This is a genomic window from Paenibacillus andongensis, assembly GCF_025369935.1.
In the GTDB taxonomy this organism is placed as follows: Bacteria; Bacillota; Bacilli; order Paenibacillales; family NBRC-103111; genus Paenibacillus_E; species Paenibacillus_E andongensis.
Genome location: NZ_CP104467.1, coordinates 5,409,049 through 5,427,383, shown reverse-complemented (window position 1 = coordinate 5,427,383; position 18,335 = coordinate 5,409,049). Strand labels below are relative to the sequence as shown.

General features: G+C 47.1%; 12 protein-coding genes. 11 read left to right on the top strand and 1 reads right to left on the bottom strand.

The features are described 5' to 3' along the window. The first annotated feature begins 11 nt into the window (after positions 1–11). From NYR53_RS24385 to NYR53_RS24340, 10 genes are all read left to right on the top strand, one after another. A complete protein-coding gene (locus NYR53_RS24385; RefSeq protein WP_261301730.1) occupies positions 12–923 on the top strand; it encodes a carbohydrate ABC transporter permease in 912 nt (303 codons plus the stop codon). A gap of 124 nt (positions 924–1,047) precedes the next feature. Then, complete coding sequence (locus NYR53_RS24380; RefSeq protein ID WP_261301729.1) at positions 1,048–2,565, top strand: response regulator transcription factor; 1,518 nt, start codon at positions 1,048–1,050, stop codon at positions 2,563–2,565. Between the two features lie 25 nt (positions 2,566–2,590). Further along, positions 2,591–4,414, top strand: coding sequence for a sensor histidine kinase (locus NYR53_RS24375; RefSeq protein WP_261301728.1), 1,824 nt, complete (start codon positions 2,591–2,593; stop codon positions 4,412–4,414). Beyond that, a complete protein-coding gene (locus tag NYR53_RS24370) occupies positions 4,407–5,912 on the top strand; it encodes a response regulator transcription factor (RefSeq protein WP_261301727.1) in 1,506 nt (501 codons plus the stop codon). Before NYR53_RS24375 ends, NYR53_RS24370 begins: the two co-directional genes overlap by 8 nt. 218 nt (positions 5,913–6,130) lie before the next feature. After that, on the top strand, positions 6,131–7,123 hold the full coding sequence (locus NYR53_RS24365) for an endo-1,4-beta-xylanase (RefSeq protein WP_261301726.1): 993 nt from the start codon (positions 6,131–6,133) through the stop codon (positions 7,121–7,123). Positions 7,124–7,246: 123 nt separating this feature from the next. Continuing rightward, entirely contained in the window at positions 7,247–11,407 is a 4,161-nt protein-coding gene (locus NYR53_RS24360; protein WP_261301725.1) for an endo-1,4-beta-xylanase, read from the top strand. 114 nt (positions 11,408–11,521) lie between these two features. Then, the gene (locus NYR53_RS24355) at positions 11,522–12,592 is read left to right on the top strand and encodes an alpha/beta hydrolase (RefSeq protein ID WP_261301724.1); all 1,071 of its coding nucleotides are present in this window, start codon (positions 11,522–11,524) and stop codon (positions 12,590–12,592) included. Positions 12,593–13,243: 651 nt separating this feature from the next. After that, a complete protein-coding gene (locus tag NYR53_RS24350; RefSeq protein WP_261301723.1) occupies positions 13,244–14,053 on the top strand; it encodes a reverse transcriptase domain-containing protein in 810 nt (269 codons plus the stop codon). 529 nt (positions 14,054–14,582) lie between these two features. After that, positions 14,583–15,830, top strand: coding sequence for a group II intron reverse transcriptase/maturase (gene ltrA, locus NYR53_RS24345; protein ID WP_261301722.1), 1,248 nt, complete (start codon positions 14,583–14,585; stop codon positions 15,828–15,830). 280 nt (positions 15,831–16,110) lie between these two features. Next, a complete protein-coding gene (locus NYR53_RS24340) occupies positions 16,111–16,497 on the top strand; it encodes a group II intron maturase-specific domain-containing protein (protein WP_261301721.1) in 387 nt (128 codons plus the stop codon). Positions 16,498–16,689: 192 nt separating this feature from the next. Here NYR53_RS24340 and NYR53_RS24335 read toward each other — a convergent pair whose 3' ends face one another. Beyond that, positions 16,690–16,941, bottom strand: coding sequence for an alpha-L-fucosidase C-terminal domain-containing protein (locus tag NYR53_RS24335; RefSeq protein WP_261301720.1), 252 nt, complete (start codon positions 16,939–16,941; stop codon positions 16,690–16,692). A 15-nt stretch (positions 16,942–16,956) separates the two neighbouring features. On the opposite strand from NYR53_RS24335, the gene NYR53_RS34670 reads away from it, so the two are divergent. Further along, positions 16,957–17,241, top strand: a complete 285-nt coding sequence (locus tag NYR53_RS34670; protein ID WP_437180069.1) for a hypothetical protein — start codon at positions 16,957–16,959, stop codon at positions 17,239–17,241. The last annotated feature ends 1,094 nt before the right edge of the window (positions 17,242–18,335 follow it).

The window sequence follows — 18,335 nt, the reverse complement described above, 5'->3', positions numbered from 1 at the left end:
GAGAGATGACGATGGGAACAACGACTGCGCGCAGAATTCGAATGGAGCCGATTCTGTTCCATACGATTAACGGCATCTTCATGCTCCTTCTTGCTATAGTAACATTATATCCGTTCCTTCATACTCTAACGATTTCATTCAATGAGGGCAATGATGCGACTCGGGGAGGCATCTATCTATGGCCTCGTTCATGGTCATTGCAAAATTATAAGGCAATTTTCCTTTCTGGTACGATTTACCATGCAGCGTGGATTTCAGTCGCTCGTACGATTACAGCGACGGTGATAGGTGTATTCCTTACCACCATGTTAGCGTATACACTAGCACAACCCCACTATCTTTTTCGTAAAATCATCGGTTTAATTTTTGTGTTGACGATGTATTTTAATGCAGGACTTATTCCTAACTACTTTCTGATCAAAAGCCTGGGGCTTCTGAATAACTTCTGGGTGTATGTGCTCCCAGGAATGGTGAATGCGTTTAATCTTATTGTCATCCGGACGTATATTCGAACGCTTCCATCAGGCTTGGTTGAGTCTGCGAAAATGGACGGAGCCGGTGATTTCACCATATTTATACGCATCATTTTCCCGCTGTGTACGCCTGTACTAGCGACCATCGCCTTGTTTATAGCAGTTGGCTCTTGGAATACCTGGTTCGATACGTTCCTGTATGCTTCGTCTGATTTGAAGCTGAGTACACTTCAGTACGAAATGATGAAGCTGCTTGGATCAACGATGAGCAGCAACAACGATCCCGGTCTGATGGCAGGGGCAAACACAAATCAAACGAAGGCCATGGTTACGCCTTCTTCCATACGTGCGGCGATCACGATTGTGGCGGCGGTTCCAATTCTGTTCGTGTATCCTTTCCTGCAAAGGTATTTTATCGTCGGCATGAACCTTGGAAGCGTCAAAGAGTAAGAAGTAATAAACCATGATAATAATCATTTCCCGTTTCAGCTCGGTGCTGGGACGGTTTTTGCTTTATTCAAGCTCTACCTATCCTTTATAATAGTCATATCTACTCCGAAGTGAGGTGATTCCAATGTTAAGGGTCATGTTTGCCGATGACGAGCCTTATATGCTAGAGGGACTACGGTCGATGATTGATTGGAATAAGCTAGGCTTTGAAATATGCGGGGAAGCGTCGGATGGCGAAGACGCTTTAGCCATGATGGCGTCGACCCTGCCTCATTTGGTGCTGACGGACGTTCGAATGCCTGTCATAGATGGATTGGAATTGATTGAACAAGCTTCCTGCCTACACCCTGGAGTGAAATTTATTATTTTGAGTGGATACGCGGATTTCGAATATGCCAAAAGAGCTATGCGGCATGGTGTGGCCAATTATTTGATGAAGCCTTTGATTGAAACGGAGCTTGTAGCTGCAGTGGAAGCAGTTGCGAATACGATCAGGGAGCGTGAATCTCACATTCAGTATGAAAACGCTGCCTTGGATTGCTTACGAATGGAAACGATTTCAAGGCTATTGCAGGGAGAAATCAGGCAGAAATGGATTGAGCAGGCGAAGGCCTTGTTGGATTTTCATGAACGTTCCAGCTTCCGCTGCATCTTGCTTGAGCCTGACATTCAGCCTCATGTCCAATCGGACCTGATGCAGGTTACTGCAGATAAGATCAAGTTTACTCAAGCGACGCTGCTTCCATTTGGCGTAGGCAAAGAGCGACATGGATTCTTGCTGGTCTCGGGACCCGAGGAGCGCGAACTTTCTCCTGCGATGATGACAGAGTTAATTGCCAGTATCCGAAATAGCTGGGGCAGAGCACTCTCGTTTTCGGTTAGCGGCAAACACAAGGGACCGTATGCGTTAAAAGAAGCATTCCGTGAGGGACTTATGGCCGAAATGTGCAAGTTCCCTTCTGGAACGGAAGGGATTTACATTTATCAAGGAGAGCGGTCAGCGGAGACGCTTCCTGCATTTGTTGGAATGACGGAATCAATCCTTGATGCCGTACGGAGTGGGTGTCCAGAAACAGTGCGAGCCCACGTACACCACTTATTCGTCGCTCTTTCGAGGCAGTCTGTCTCTGAATCGTGGGTGAGTGCTTATTTAGGCAACATTAAGCTTGAAATTCTTAAGACAATTACCCAATCCGGCGGTGAGCCTGTGTGGGCTCCAAATTGGTTTGCTCCTACCGCTCCAATGGATATTGGCCTCTTGGAACGCAAGGTATCACAAGAATTCCTGCAAGCTGCAGAGTGGATGGGTCAGAAGAAAGGCGTAGGGCAAGATGCAGTCGTATCTGCAGCGGGAGATTATGTCAAATCGCACTATAGGGAAAAGCTGCAGCTGCAGGTTGTTGCAGAGCATTTTGGGCTGAATCCGGCCTACTTTGGCCAGAGGTTCAAGAAGCAAGTTGGCCTCACCTTCAATGAATATTTACATGTCGTACGAATTGACGAGGCCAAAAAATTACTTCGTCGTGAAGAACTGAAAATATCCGATGTCGCCGATCGTGTCGGCTACTCGGATTCCGAACAATTCGTAAACAAGTTCAAGGCACTTACCGGCCTGTTACCCTCTGCCTACAAAAAGGGTTAACCTACGACTGACAAGGAGAGCAAATATGAGCCGGAGATGGAAACTGTTGCGTATCGTTAATGATATTCCCTTGAAATTCAAGTTTCTGATCATATACTTGATGTGTGTGCTGCTACCGATTTTGTGTATAAACAGCTTATTTTACTTGCAGGATAGCAAAAATACAGAACGTAGAGAGATGGACAACTTGCGGATTTCTCTGGATAGGGTTGGAAACGAGATCATGCAAATGGTGAACGAAGGTGTGGCGATCGGCAACGCCGTATCCGCTGATCGTTTATTTAATGAGATGCTTGAATATACGTACTCGGATAATGTTGCCTATTACGAAGAATACGACAGCTACCTCCGAGACAAATTGGGACAATATCCGAATATTTATCCCTACATCTCTTGGATTGGTGTGTACACCTCGAACCCAACGCTATCCAATGGTGGAAGCTACTTTATGCTTAAGCCTGATGATCTGAAGAGTGAATGGTATCAAAAGATGAACGAAAAGAAAGATAAGGTGACAGTGACCTCTTATTTGGATACGAATCCCATGAATCCCGAGGAGAAATTGGTATATGTCAGCATCATTCGGAAGCTGGACAATTTCCCTGACCTCATGAAATTTCCCAAATATTTGCGTATCGATTTTCGGATGGATAAGCTGCTGGAGCTGTTTGATAAAGAGCGCAATTACTTGCTGATCAAGCTCGTGGATGAGGAAAATCGGCTTGTTCTGGAATCGGCAGGTGCGTTTAAGGGTGTTGAACCTTTGCTGCCGACTCTGCCTGTCTCGAAGGATCATCAGTTGGCAGGCTTACCTGGGAAGAGCTTCATCAGTCCTCTCAGTACAGCAAGTTACATGCTTAACTGGCGGCTAATTGGGGTACCGGAGGGGAGTCGAATCGCGGAGGAGAGGAAAGGGGTTATCCACTTTTTTATCTGGCTGACGCTTATTAGTACGATCATTCCGACAATATTGATTTACATCATTATGCATTCCTTCAATTTCCGGGTCAGAAAGCTCTCCAAACATATGCAGTTGGTGAAAAACGAGAGGTTTGAACCCATCACGATGTATGAAGGAAAAGATGAGATCGGCAATCTTCTGCGCAGCTTTAATCTGATGACAGAGAAAATTCGTAATTTAATTAACGACGTGTACAAGCTTGAAATTCAAAAAAAGGATTTGGAGCTCGAACGTGTGCAGGCAGAGTTGAATTATTTGCAAAGCCAGGTAGATCCTCATTTCTTGTTCAATACGTTAAACGCGATTCTCGTAGTGTGTAAGAAATATCGCTATGAGCATGTGATAGAAATTATTCAAAACTTGTCTCAGATTTTGAGAAGGCTGCTAAGCTGGAAAGAGGATTTGGTGACGGTTGAAGAAGAGTTAAGCTTCACTGAAATGTACCTCCAGATCGAGAAGTTCCGATTCCAGGATCGGTTTCACTATGAATTGTCTGTCGATGAATCCGTTCTATCCTATCGCATCCCGAAGATGAGTATTCAATCGCTCGTTGAGAATTCTTGCAAGCATGGGCTTCAATCGGTCAAAGGGAATCGCAAGATTCGGATTTCTGTAGAGAGAGCAGAGATGAACATGCTCATGAAGGTCGAAGATAACGGAATCGGAATGAACAGTGCGAAACTGGATGAGATTGTTCAGAGTCTGTTTAAGGGAGAAGACAACGGCAAGAACATCGGACTTCGCAATGTGTACCGCCGCTTAAATCTGTTTTACGCGGAACGTTCTTTGTTCCATATTGAAAGTATCCCCTTCGAGAAAACAAGCGTTACCATACAAATTCCTCTGAGTCTTATTAGGAAACAGGAGGAGACTAACGGACATGTATAAGGTTATTTTGGTGGACGACGAGCCTTTCGCCTTGGAAGGAATAAAGCTCATGGTCGAATGGGAAGAGCTTGGCTTTGAAATCGTGGAAATGTGCGAGAACGGCGAAGAAGCATTAGCCTGCATTGAAGCCTGTAAGCCTGATCTCGTGGTGACGGATATTCGGATGCCGGAAATTGACGGATTAGAATTGATCGATCGGGTGCAAAAGGCTGGCAGCGATCCGGTATTCATCATTTTAAGCGGCTACAATGATTTCGAATATGCTCGGTCCGCCCTAAGGTATGGGGTTAAGCACTATTTGCTTAAGCCGGCTTTGGATAGGGAATGGGAGGCTGTCATTCAATTAGTTATTGGTGAGCTGCAGCACCGAGAACAGCAAAGGGTACGCCATGACCTCGTTTCCGACCGCCTAGTACCGACTCTGCTTGCTCAGATGCTTCGGGGGGAAATCTCGGCAACAGACGGGAACGTTGGGGAGATACTATATCCCTTGGCACAAGGAGATCAGGGCTGGAGGTATATTCATATCGAATGGCTCAGCGGCTCAGAGCAGGAGCTGGATGCCCGTTACTTCCTTTCGCGAAAAGCTTATGCAATCGACTTGTTTGGGAGCCAGGAAGGCCTTGTCATGGAGTCTTTCCCCGGGATCGAGGAATGGGCTCAACAGGTATATGAAGACCTGCGCGAGCAAGGTATCGAATGCTGCTTGTCGATAGGTCCGCGGGTGGACTCCCTTCGTCATATTGCAGACTCGTATGCAGGTGCTTTAGAGACTTCGGTGCATCATTTCTTTCATGTATCCGGTGGTCCGCTCGATTACGAAACGATTCATCACAAGCAAATCAGCTATGATCTCAATGCGGTTTCTATCGTAGATGATATTCTAAGTGCGATCGAGGCGCTTCAGGAGAAGCGGGTTGAGGACCTGATTAAGCAAATGTTTGTGATGCTGTCTGCTAACAAAACGGCCCGGGAAGTCGTTCATTTGCTGGTCATTCGCATTGTTTTGAAGAGCGCTGCCGTTATGCGGGAGATGGGCATTGATTCAGAGGCGCTGCCACGTGTTCGCGATTTTTTGAGAAGGGAGCATCGTTCTTTAAAAGAAGTGGAGGAATCCCTGCAGGTGTATGTGCAGCAGTATTTGAGCCAGTTAAAGCAGCATAAAGACAAATTCTCTGGCCATCCCCTTCGGGTTATTGAGCGTTATATCCAAGAGCATTATCGGGAAGCGCTAACAATTAAAGATATCGGAGAACGGTTCTTTATGAACCCGGTTTACTTAGGCCAAGCGTTCATGAAGAGGTGCGGCGTAGGTATGATTGAGTATATTCATGACCTGCGCATTCATGAGGCGAAACGAATGCTGTGTGAATCGGATGAAACGATTCGCGTAATCGCGGAGCAGATCGGATATGCTAATTATCATCATTTCCTCAAAGAGTTTGAAAAACGTGTGTCCGACAAGCCCGCCGTGTATAGACAATTAAGCAAAGCCTAAAAGAATCTAATTCAAACGAAGGACGTGTATTTCTTTTCTAAGAGATACACGTCTATTTGCTTTGAGTGAGACTGGAAACATCGCATCCAATTTTTAATGCTTTTTAAGAATAGGGGGGAGAGACCTTTAATCTGTGAATGGTAAGTTTATTCAGATTCTATATCATATAACATAGAAGGCCTGTTTAAACAGGATATGATGAGGAGGCTTGCCAATCCATGAATAACAAGGTACCGACCTTGCACGAGGCTTTTAACGGAATATTCAGAATCGGCGCTGCCGTAAGCACGAAGACCATCCGATCGGAGGGGGACTTCATCGCCCGGCATTATAACAGCATTACCGCGGAGAACCAGATGAAGTTCGAGGAGATCCATCCAGAGGAAGAACGGTATACGTTCGAGGCGGCGGATGAAATAATGGATTTTGCTTTGCAGAACGGGATTGCCGTCCGGGGGCATACGATGGTCTGGCATAATCAGACCTCCGACTGGGTGTTTGAAGGCCCTTCCGGCGGTCCTGCAGGCAAAGAACTGGTTCTCTTGCGAATGCAGGAGCATATCCGTACGGTAGCCGGTCGTTATAAGGGCAAGGTATATGCGTGGGACGTAGTCAATGAGGCGATCGAAGACAAGGCGGACCTGGTGATGCGAAGCACCAAATGGCTGGAGATTCTCGGGGAGGATTATATCCGCCATGCCTTCGAGGCAGCACATGAAGCCGATCCGAATGCGCTTCTGTTCTATAATGACTACAACGAGACAGAGCCGGTCAAGCGGGATAAGATTTATAATCTCGTCCGTTCCTTGAAGGAGAAGGGGGTTCCGATCCACGGAATCGGCATGCAGGGACATTGGAACATCCATGGTCCTTCCCTGGATGAAATCCGGCAAGCGATCGAACTTTACGCATCTCTCGATCTGGAGCTTCACATCACCGAGTTGGATCTTTCCATGTTCCACTTTGACGACAGACGGACCGATCTGACGGTGCCCACCGAGCAAATGTTGGAGCTGCAGCAGCAGCGGTACGAGGAAATCTTCGGGCTTTTTAAGGAATATCGGGATATCATTACGTCGGTAACTTTCTGGGGAGCGGCTGACAACTATACCTGGTTGGACAACTTCCCAGTTCGCGGCCGAAAGAATTGGCCGTTACTGTTCGATGGGGAATTTCAGCCTAAGAAGGCATTTTGGCGTGTAATCGGGTAAGCAATTTACGCCATAATTGTGGGGGGATTATTCTTTAATTTGAGTATGTGAAGCCTATTACCTAAGTTGTAGAATGAAATTGGAATAAAATTGTAAGCGATTTCAAGGAAGAGGAGGATGTTTGTGAGAAAGAAAATTAATTTATTGATGGCAATCGTGCTGCTGTTTGGGATGATCGCCCCCCAGCTGCTAGTGCCTTTGGAGGCAGCAGCCAGCGGATCGGTGGTTTTGTCCCAAAGCTTTGAAGATGGCCAAACCGGCGGCTGGGTAAAGGTGCCTTGGATGGGGGACGGAAACATTGCCGTAACGTCGGCAACATATTCCGAAGGATCCAAGTCCTTGGCGATGACGAACCGTGCTGCAAGTAACAGCAGCCCGTTCTTTGATTTGACTTCGTTGGCGAAACCCGGCCATACGTACGATTTATCACTGAAGCTTAAACTCGGAGCAGGAACCGATAGTTTTCATATCGCTTCCAATGTCGATGCCGCCTCGCTGACCAACAAATATCCTTGGCTGGTGGGGAATAAATCGGTTAGCTCCACCGATTGGACCACCTTTGAACTGAAGGGATACGAGCTGCCGGGCGATACGAAGGGGTTCAAAATATGGGTGGAGTCGGATTCAGCTTCCACCACTACGGAGGACCTCTATATCGATGAAGTGTCGCTAACGGACGTCACGTCGATTGACCAAACTGGCATCCAATCCACCTTTGAAGACGGGCAAGGGGATTGGGTACGTAGAAACGGCTCCGGCAATATCAGCATATCGATGGATGCCAATCACACTACAGGCGGCTCCAAGAGCTTACTGACCACGGTATCAGAACAATATGATGGACCCTTGCTGAACGTCCTTGGGAAGATGTCCACGGGCTACAAGTACAATTTGTCTGCATGGGTCAAGATGGCTCCGGGACAATCCCCTACTACATTGCGAATTTCTGTACAAAGCGGCAACAGCAGTTATACCAATGTTTCGTCTAACGTATCGGTAACCCCTGATCAATGGGTACAATTGACGGGCACGTTTACCATGGCTACCACTCCGACCGTATTGAATGCATACGTGGAAGTAGCCGACAAGTTAACCGAAGCAAGATCCTTCTATATGGATGATTTCGATTTGTCCAATGTAGGCCAAGTAGCCGGACCAAAGCCGATTCAAACGGATATTGATCATTTGAAGGACGTTTATGCAGACAACTTCAAGATCGGCGCTGCGGTAGCTGGTGGTGAGCTTACTGAAGATGTCCACAACCTTCTGGATTATCACTACAATTCCATCGTCGCCGAGAACGCCACAAAGCCGGGCTCTTTGGAACCGTCAGAAGGGCAATGGAACTGGTCGGAAGCAGACACGATCGCACAGTATGCCAAGGACCACAATATGAATTTCCGGTTGCATACTCTTGCTTGGCATTCGCAGGCTGCGGAATGGATGTTTAAGGATAGCCAGGGCCAGCCGCTTGCAGCAACAACGGAGAATAAACAGCTTGTGCTTGACCGTCTTACGACTTATATTCAAACCGTGGCGCGTCACTTCAACGCCATGCAAGTACCGATCAATGCCATCGACGTTGTCAACGAAGTCATCGACCCAGGACAGTCGGACGGCATGCGGAAGAGCGAGTGGTATAGACTGACCGGTCTAGACTTCATCCGAACAGCCTTCACTGTTGCTCGGGAAGAGTTCCCGAACTCAAAGCTGTATATCAACGATTACGGTACGCAGGATCCGGTCAAACGCGATTTCTTGTATATTTTGGCGACGAAGCTGAGAGACGATGGAATTCCGATTGACGGCGTAGGCCACCAAACGCACATCAGCATCGGCGGTCCCTCTATCGAACAAATTTCCGATTCCATCCGGAAATTCGGAGAAGCCGGATTCGACAATCAGATCACAGAGCTTGACGTTTCCGTTTATACGGATAGCTCCACAACCAGCTTTGATGAGAACATGCTTATCAAACAAGGGTACCGCTACAAACAATTGTTCCAAGAGCTGGTTCGATTGGACAACGAGGGCAAACATGCCGACCCGAACACTCCGGCATATAATAAGGACGGATGGATCAGCAATGTTACGCTATGGGGGATGGCAGACAATCACACCTGGCTGGACAACTTCAATAATATCATCCGTAAAGATGCTCCTCTTCCGTTCGACGTACAGTTCCAAGCGAAATACGCGTATTGGGGAATGATTGAGGCAGTTGAGACCCTGCCGACTACCCATCTTCCCATAACTCCACAAACAGCATTTACGGCTCAAGGCACACCTGCAAATGCTTCGGATTTGGTTTGGAATAGGGTTCCGACAATCAAGACCCAACAGTCAGGTACGCTGCAGGCTCAAGTGAAAACGTTGTGGGATGAACATAACCTATTTGCCCGTGTAGCGGTCAAAGACAGTACCAAAACCGCAACGGATAAAATCGATCTCTTTGTAGATAACAATGGAATCCAGAAGTATACATTCGCACGAAATGATGCTCATATTACGGAAACTACCGACGGTTATGTACTTCAGGCATCGATCCCATTGGCAGGCACCTTAGGCAAGCAAGTGAAGTTTGACGTAAGAGTGACCGACATGGGAACTAATGACGGTACGGAGCATGGCAGTAACGGTGTCATCGTTTCCTGGAGTGATCCACGGAACGTCCAAGACAGCGATACAGCTGGTTACGGGGTCTTGACTTATATCGATGCTACCAAGGCGGGAAAAGCTGTTTACGGAACCCCTACTATCGACGGTGAACTGGACAGCACGTGGGCGAACGCACCGGTTTATACCACTGACGTCAAGGTAGAGCAACATAACAACGCAGTTGCCAAAGCTCAATTGCGTACAATGTGGGATGAGCATAACCTCTATGCTTATGCCATCGTGCAAGATAGCAAATTGAGCGATGCCAACGCGAACCCATGGGAACAGGATTCGATTGAAATCTTCGTTGACCAGAACAACGGAAAAACGGATAGCTACCAAATCGACGACGGTCAATACCGAATCAACTTCAAGAACGTAAAGACCGTTGGCGGCCATGCAACCCAAGACAACTATACTTCGGCCACTAAATTAATTGACGGAGGTTACGTCTTAGAAGCGGCTATCGCGCTGGATACGATCATTCCTAAAGCCGGAACCATGATCGGATTTGACTTCCAAATCAACAATGCTCAGGACAGTGGAAGCCGGGACAGCGTCTTTTCTTGGAACGACCCGACAGGCCAATCCTATCAGAACACCTCGAGATTCGGCGTTCTGACGTTTGAACCGAAGCCTACACCTCCCCTGACTGGTTCTACCCCGAGCTCCACACCGGACGGATCCGATAAAGTGGACGGCCAAAAGGGCGGCAAGGTGGAACAAAATGGGGCGACCATAGATTTGCCGGCCGGAGCCATTGGCAAGGACGTTATCGTGGTCGTCAAAAAGCTGAGCGATCCCTCAAAGCTGAATACCGACCCGAGATTGAAGCTGGCCGGAGATGTGTACGAGATTACTAAGGACGTAACAGGACCGTTCCAGAAACCAGTCACTATCACCCTTCCGTTCAACACTAGCGTGTTGGATGATGAGCATGAGCTGGCACTGTACTGGTACAATGAAGAAACTGGCAAGTGGGTCAAACTGGACGACATTAAGGTCGACCGGGAGAAAGGCACCGTTTCCGGCAGCGTGACGCACTTCACCAAGTTTGCAGTATTGGCGGCAGAAAAGTCTGCATCTGTCGAGGTACCAGCCTTGACCGATATTAAAGGACACTGGGCCGAAGCAGGGATCCAAGCCCTTGTGAAGGCAGGTGTGATCGACGGCTACCAAGACGGTTTATTCCGGCCTGAAGCATCCGTTACAAGAGCAGAGTTCGTATCCATGATCGTCAGAGCTTTCCACCTGACGGCAACAGGCGGAGCTGGGTTCTCCGATACCGGCAGTCACTGGGCGAAGGATGCAATCGCAATAGCATCCGCACTGGGGATTGTAGTCGGCTATGAGGACGGAACCTTCGGCCCGGATGACAACATCACCCGGGAACAAATGGCCGTAATCCTTGCACGTGCCGCACATTTGGCATCTGCGAACAGCGGTTTGGACTATAAGGACAGCGGCGACGTCTCCGCCTGGGCCCAAGGACTTCTTGCGGCTTTGACAGCCAAGGGTGTTCTGAACGGCTACGAAGACGGTACGCTGAAGCCGAAGGCATTCAGCACCCGCGCAGAAGCGGTGGTTATCATCATTAGGATTTTGGATGCTCAACAGGTGCAATAACGCCAGCAAGGAATAGAAGGAAGGCTGTCCGCACGTGGATTTCATGTGCGGCAGCTTTGTATTCCTTAATCTTAATGTGGAAAAAATATATATCCGAAGGGACAATAAAGATCCATGAAAAGCATGAATGTGACGGCAGTGCCTTCCAAATATCTTATGTCAGTTAATGAAGAGCTTCAAGGTACGATTCAGGAGGTTTCCTATAAGGTAGGCAACTATATTCATTTATCTCGACAGCTTGTAACGGATCGGAACATCGACATCAGTGAAGCAGGAAGAGAAACCGTTGCGGGAGATGCCATATTGAAGAAATGCAACGTCTACTTGCCTGCGGGTTATGACCCAAACGACACTACTGTTAGATATAATGTATTGTATTTGCTTCATGGCGTAGGTGGGAATCAATATGAATGGTTAAGTAGTAACGGTAAGGTTGACGGACGATTTATCATTTGCAATATATTTGATAATCTAATTGTTAACGGCGATATCGATCCGCTGATCGTCGTATTTCCCAACGGAAGAAGCGCGTACGACTGGACGGATAGCTCCTTCAATTCCGAAGGAACCAATATGCTGGGATTTTATTACTTCGATTATGAGTTGAGATACGATCTGATTCCATTTATAGAATCAAACTACAAAACCTACGCAGATATAACAGTCACTTCACATGAGGGAATCATATATAACCGCACGCGCAGAGCGATCGCCGGGCTTTCGATGGGGGGAATGCAAGCCTTGAATCTGATCCTCGGCGGTTACCGATATGATTCGACGCGAATCACGGGCACAGAGAGTCCCTGGAACAACGGGTTGGATAAAACTGTGCTCGCGCCAGGCATGATAGATTTGTTCGCATATGTCGGAGCTTTTTCAAACGCTCCTACATCGAGTGATGGCGAAACTCTGGGAGTCAGTCTCACATCATGCGTCCATAATCTTCATTTGCTATATACCACCTGCGGCGATGCAGACGGAGTAGCAATTGGCAGCTATATAAAATCGATAGATGGGCTTATACACCAATCGGGGAATCATCTTAATCATTTTTATCAAATTCTGATTAAGGATGGTTTTCATGATTTCCATGTTTGGAATAACGGTGCCTACAATTTTAGTCGTTTGATATTCAGAAATTGTGATGATCATGTAAGGTCCCATGTTGTGAGGAAGACACTTTAATGAGTATTGTAGAGCAACACGAACAGATTCTTCGTTGGTTGGGCTTGTTGCGTTGATTTTTGGATTCCTGGTGACGCTGATGAACATAATTGGTTGATTGGACGCTGCAGACCAAGGGACATATCGTTTAGACGGGAAGGCAATTACGGAAGCAAAGTTATCGTAGCGTTCTCTGTGCGTTTGTGATTACGACTGGAAATCTGCCAGGATCTAGAGGAGTCCCTGAATCTATTCATGGGACTCCTGTATGTGCGCCACGCATGGCGATTAACTAGGTGGTGAAAGTCCACTGTGGGGGTTTGTAGTTACCAACCACTAGCCGAGAGCAAGGGTATCCATCGTAAGGTGGAATCTGAAGGAAGCTGGAGGCAAAATTCCGACCCAAGGAACACGAACATTATCAGGCATAAGGTATGGGATGAGTTTGCATAACAAAACGAAGTCCAATAACTACACGGACATACCAATGTAAATGATGTGGGTACATGGAAGGAAAGTGAATCGTCTTACCGTGGGAGATCTCATGGACGTGAGAAGATCATTTCGAATCACGGTTGAAATAAGATTTATCATGAGAAGTCAGCAGAGGCCATAGTACCTGATGTAGTCGACGACATGAGGGAAGGGCTGAACCTTAGGAGGTGTTAGTCAATGAAAGTTACCAATACAGGAATAAAGGGCAGCCAACTTCGAGGAGAAGGCTCCATGCAGAAAGATAATGCGGAACATGAAGGATATGCGGGAGTGCACAATCCTGAGAGGATAACTGAAACAGGCAACACCAACGCAACCGAGTCGAAGAAGGGACTACTTGAGGAAATCGTGAGCAGAGACAACATGAACCAAGCGTTTAAAAAGGTCAAAGCGAATAAAGGCTCTCATGGTATCGACGGGATGAAAGTAGATGAACTTCTGCAATATCTCAAAGAGAACGGAGAGAACATCAGGCAGTCCATTCTGGACGGAAACTATCGTCCGAATGCCGTTCGAAGGGTAGAAATACCGAAAGAGAACGGTAAGAAAAGAAATCTAGGAATCCCGACCGTGGTGGACCGAGTGATTCAGCAGGCAATTGCCCAGGTGCTTACGCCCATCTACGAGAAGCAATTCTCAGAGAACAGCTTCGGATTCCGACCCAAACGAAGTCAGCACGACGCCATTGGAAAAAGCCAAAACAACATTGAGCAAGGGTACAAATATGTTGTGGACATGGACTTGGAGAAATATTTTGACACGGTAAATCAAAGTAAGCTCGTCGAGGTATTATCAAGAACCATCAAAGATGGTCGAGTCATTTCACTCATACATAAGTACCTGAAAGCTGGCGTGGTCGTGAAACACCGCTTCGAGGAAACAGAGGTCGGTGTACCGCAGGGCGGAAACTTGAGTCCAATTCTCAGCAACATTATGCTGAACGAGCTGGATAAGGAACTGGAAAGCCGCGGACACAAGTTTGTGTGAATGCATGGCGCGTAAGAAAGCCAAAGCAATGCTGAACAAAAGATGAAGGCGGGCCCTTCGGAGCCGCTGTGCAGGCGGAGGCTTCAAACCACCTTAAGCTGCTGTGGTCAAAAGCCGTCGGTGGTGAGCGTTAAGGAAAAGGCAGAGCAAGACTCTGTCAGGTGAGTGTTACGGAGACGAACACAAGTCAATGGCTGATAAAGTGTCGAAAGCGTAGGGACGTCATCAAAACCAGGAGGGAGTCGTTGGCCTGGGATGAGTCTGGAGGAAACCTGTTTACTGTCCAGATGGTGACCGGCATGAAGGCGGCGTGAACGTAACACAGGCTTTTGTTCGGAACGTGGGAACCTACGACTCCGATGCGAATGGAAAAATCCAAGCGGAAATCCCGCAAGGATGAAAGTACAAATGCGGAGTATAGGGGCGGAATAGCCCGTAGTAGCGATGAACCCACTGAAAAGGTGGCGGAGCCAAGGGGTTGTGTTATCCAGTTTTGAAAATACGTCAACCGCGAAAGTGGGAGGAACAAATGGACAAAACAAAGTCGTATGAAATTTCAAAGCACACCGTTTGGGAAGCTTATGAGCGAGTCAAAGCGAAGAAGGGAGCAGCCGGAGTCGACGAAGAGTCGATTCAAAAGTTTGAGGAAAACCTGAAAGCCAACCTCTTTAAAATCTGGAACAGAATGTCCTCGGGAAGTTACTTTCCCCCACCAGTTAAAGCGGTAGAGATACCGAAGAAGAACGGCGGGGTAAGGATATTGGGGATTCCAACCGTCTCAGATCGTATCGCGCAAATGACAGTTAAGCTGATCTTTGAGCCGATGGTGGAACCTATATTTCACTCCGACTCTTATGGGTACAGACCGGGAAAATCCGCGATTGATGCGGTTCGAGTAACAAGAACCAGATGTTGGAGATATGACTGGGTGTTGGAATTTGACATTAAAGGTCTATTCGACAACATCGATCATGGGTTGCTTATGAAGGCAGTAAAGAAACATACGGACTGTGCGTGGATCATTCTCTACATCGAAAGATGGCTAAGAGCTCCGTTCCAAATGAAGAATGGAGACATCGTAGAACGAACCTCCGGCACGCCGCAAGGTGGGGTCATCAGTCCAGTACTTGCGAATCTGTTCATGCACTATACATTCGATAAATGGATGGGAATCGAGCATCCCAATAATCCGTGGGCAAGATATGCGGATGATGCAGTGATCCACTGTCGTACGAAAGAGGAAGCTGAACGGCTGCTTGAGCAACTCAAAGGACGGTTCACGCAATGTAAACTCGAACTGCACCCGGATAAAACGCGAATTGTGTATTGCAAAGATGATGACCGCAAAGGGGAGTATTCCGAAATTAAGTTCGACTTTCTGGGGTACACCTTTCGGCCAAGACGATCGAAGAATCGGTTTGGAAAACATTTCATCAACTTCACGCCAGCAGTGAGCAACAAGGCGTGCAAAGCAATGAGGCAAACGATTAGAGGATGGCGGATGCATTTGAAGCCGGACGTGGCCATTGATGACCTGTCGCGGATGTTCAATGCCTCGATTAGAGGGTGGATCAACTACTATGGACACTTCTGCAAGTCGCAATTATATCCCGTTTTACGCCATATGAACGAGGCACTCATCCATTGGGCAAGAAGGAAATACAAGAAACTGGAGAGGCACAAGACACGGGCGACAAATTGGATGGGACGACTGGCAAAGAATCTACCTAAACTGTTTGCTCACTGGCAGATGGGAATACTGCCTACGACTGGATAATGGGAGCCGGATGAGCCGAGAGGTTCACGTCCGGTTCTGAGAGGGCCTGAGGGTGCGATTCCCTCGGGCTACTTACCTCCTTATCTTCTGCAAAAGTAGAAGGAGTGCGGAGCGAACACTGGAAAACATCCTGCCCTTCATCGAGAAGAAGCTATTCCTCAAAGTGAATCGGGAGAAAACGGTAGTGGACGAGGCAAGGAGAGTCAAATTTCTTGGATTCTCGTTTTATCAACATAAAGGAGAAGCGAGGATCCGAATACATCCGAAATCCATTATCAAGATGAAAGCTAAAATAAAGGAACTGACATCGAGAAGCAATGGAATGGGGAACGCAGAAAGAGCAAAGAAGCTTAGTCGCTATATCATGGGGTGGGTTAACTATTTCAGAATAGCGGACATCAAGAAACTGCTCAAAACCACGGATGAATGGATGAGAAGGCGGATTCGCATGGTCTTCTGGAAACAATGGAAACGAGTAAAGACGAAGTTCGAAATGTTGATGTCACTCGGAATCCAAGAACAAAAGGCATGGGAACACGCAAACACAAGAAAGAGTTATTGGAGAACCTCAAAAAGTCCTATTCTCTCAATATCCCTCGGAAATAACACCATCAAAGGACTCGGATTTATATACTTTTCTGATTATTATCGACAAGTAAATGTGTGAACTAAGGAACCGCCGTATACCGAACGGTAAGTACGGTGGTGTGGGAGGTCGGCTACTCAATTAATGGGTAGCCTCCTACCCGATGTTAGAGGAGAGCTGGCTGTCCTTACGGGAGCGTCCGGGTTATCTTCTCTTGCGCGAGCGGGAATCGCTGCAATCCTGGCACAAACCTTTTACCCGATTGTCGATTACTTACGGCTTAAGTTCAATCGCCAGGCAGTTGACGTACGGCGTCGGCTGTCGGTCCGGCAGCGAAACGATTAGCCCTCCGTAAGGCTGTTCGAACGGTACTTCGCCAACGCCAAGCTGCCGGACGGATTCCACCTTGTCAGCCAGTGTCAATGTACGGATGACGGCACAATGATCTTCCGGCCACCGCATTTGGAATGCGTAAAGTGTATTTCTCTTTTGGGTGAAACGGAAGTCGCTGGAATTCCATTCCACTCTGTCCTCCTTGAAATGATCGATGACCACGCGCGACTGGCCTTCGCCCGATACGCGGAACGGCCTGGTGCCGTACACGCCTTCCCCGCATATCCGGATCCATTTGGCCATCTCCTACAGGATATACGTGCACTCATCATCGATCGTACCGTCCGGTTTCTGCGGAATGTTGAGGAGCAGGTTGCCGTTCTTGGCAATGATGTCGACCAGAATTTCGATAACGTGCCCCGGTTTCGCCAGATGCTCCGATACGCCAAAATGTACAAAGAAGACGAATACGTACGGTCATTCAAAATATGATGTAATTGCTGCACGCGTTGTACGGCATGCTAGGCTGATCTCCTATAAGTTCGACTGTTACAGCCCATGGTTCAAAGCGGCTCGGAGAGTGTACAATGCGATAAGCCTATAGTCATTTAAGAACCAAGTGAACCTACTATTTCCAAGCGACCAGTAATTTAGATGGCTTCTTTGAGTTACCCAAAAACAAAGAGAAAGTAGTCGAGTTAGAAAGGCATGAAGCCAGACAGAACCACAGATGAGTAAGAAGTACTGTCTTGATCACTCCGACACTTCTAACTACCTATATTGGGAAATTGAATACAAGGCCGTCACGTATACAGGAATATAATAAATCCTCTATACATGCTTGGGGCTCAGCTGTTAAACAAAGGAGCATCCCCGAGCATGTTCAGAAATACAACGGAGAAATAATCTTCGGTGATATTTTGACCTTAGAAACCACGGTTTCGCCAACGGCGAAGCCGTTTTTATGTTGTGTGAAGGAAATGTACCCCTTCCGGAAAAAAAATGTACCCGTCCCCGACAGCTTGCTATACAGGTTCGGATGACGGGCGGTTTTCTACATTTGGCTGATCCATGGCTCGACACGGCTGAACATGTAAATATAGGAAAGGGGGGGGGGACTGTTGAATCTGATCTCTGTCAACGAATTGACGAAAGTATATCATGTACGCAGTAAAAAGACTCAGCAATAATAATAGAATGCCGGTTCTCACTTCTTCATCATGATATTTGGCAGCCAAACCTGGGATGTAATTTCGGAAAAACAATTTTGAAAGATTGGTCCTATGTTGGCCAAGCCACACCCGGTGCGGATGTAAGCCAGACAGCAGTGCAGGATTCGACCAATGACAGGATTCATCCAAATTAGTATAGAAGTACATTCTTATTCGACGGACAGAGCTTTAAGAGCCTACCTGATTAGTAAGAAAAACTTAAGTTAAACTTTAGCTAATTATCGCATGATATCATAACCAATTTTCAAGGTAGTTTAGTCATTAATTACAATATAGAATGATTATTATCCATTCATTTACAAGGGGGATTATGGAAATAATTTATAATAATTTGGATTAATGTTATAAAGTGTT

Coding starts and splice junctions, on each gene's coding strand:
- NYR53_RS24385 (WP_261301730.1), top strand. CDS start 12: ATGGGAACAACGACTGCGCGCAGAATTCGAATGGAGCCGATTCTGTTC.
- NYR53_RS24380 (WP_261301729.1), top strand. CDS start 1,048: ATGTTAAGGGTCATGTTTGCCGATGACGAGCCTTATATGCTAGAGGGA.
- NYR53_RS24375 (WP_261301728.1), top strand. CDS start 2,591: ATGAGCCGGAGATGGAAACTGTTGCGTATCGTTAATGATATTCCCTTG.
- NYR53_RS24370 (WP_261301727.1), top strand. CDS start 4,407: ATGTATAAGGTTATTTTGGTGGACGACGAGCCTTTCGCCTTGGAAGGA.
- NYR53_RS24365 (WP_261301726.1), top strand. CDS start 6,131: ATGAATAACAAGGTACCGACCTTGCACGAGGCTTTTAACGGAATATTC.
- NYR53_RS24355 (WP_261301724.1), top strand. CDS start 11,522: ATGAAAAGCATGAATGTGACGGCAGTGCCTTCCAAATATCTTATGTCA.
- NYR53_RS24350 (WP_261301723.1), top strand. CDS start 13,244: ATGAAAGTTACCAATACAGGAATAAAGGGCAGCCAACTTCGAGGAGAA.
- ltrA (WP_261301722.1), top strand. CDS start 14,583: ATGGACAAAACAAAGTCGTATGAAATTTCAAAGCACACCGTTTGGGAA.
- NYR53_RS24340 (WP_261301721.1), top strand. CDS start 16,111: ATGAAAGCTAAAATAAAGGAACTGACATCGAGAAGCAATGGAATGGGG.
- NYR53_RS34670 (WP_437180069.1), top strand. CDS start 16,957: ATGATCGATGACCACGCGCGACTGGCCTTCGCCCGATACGCGGAACGG.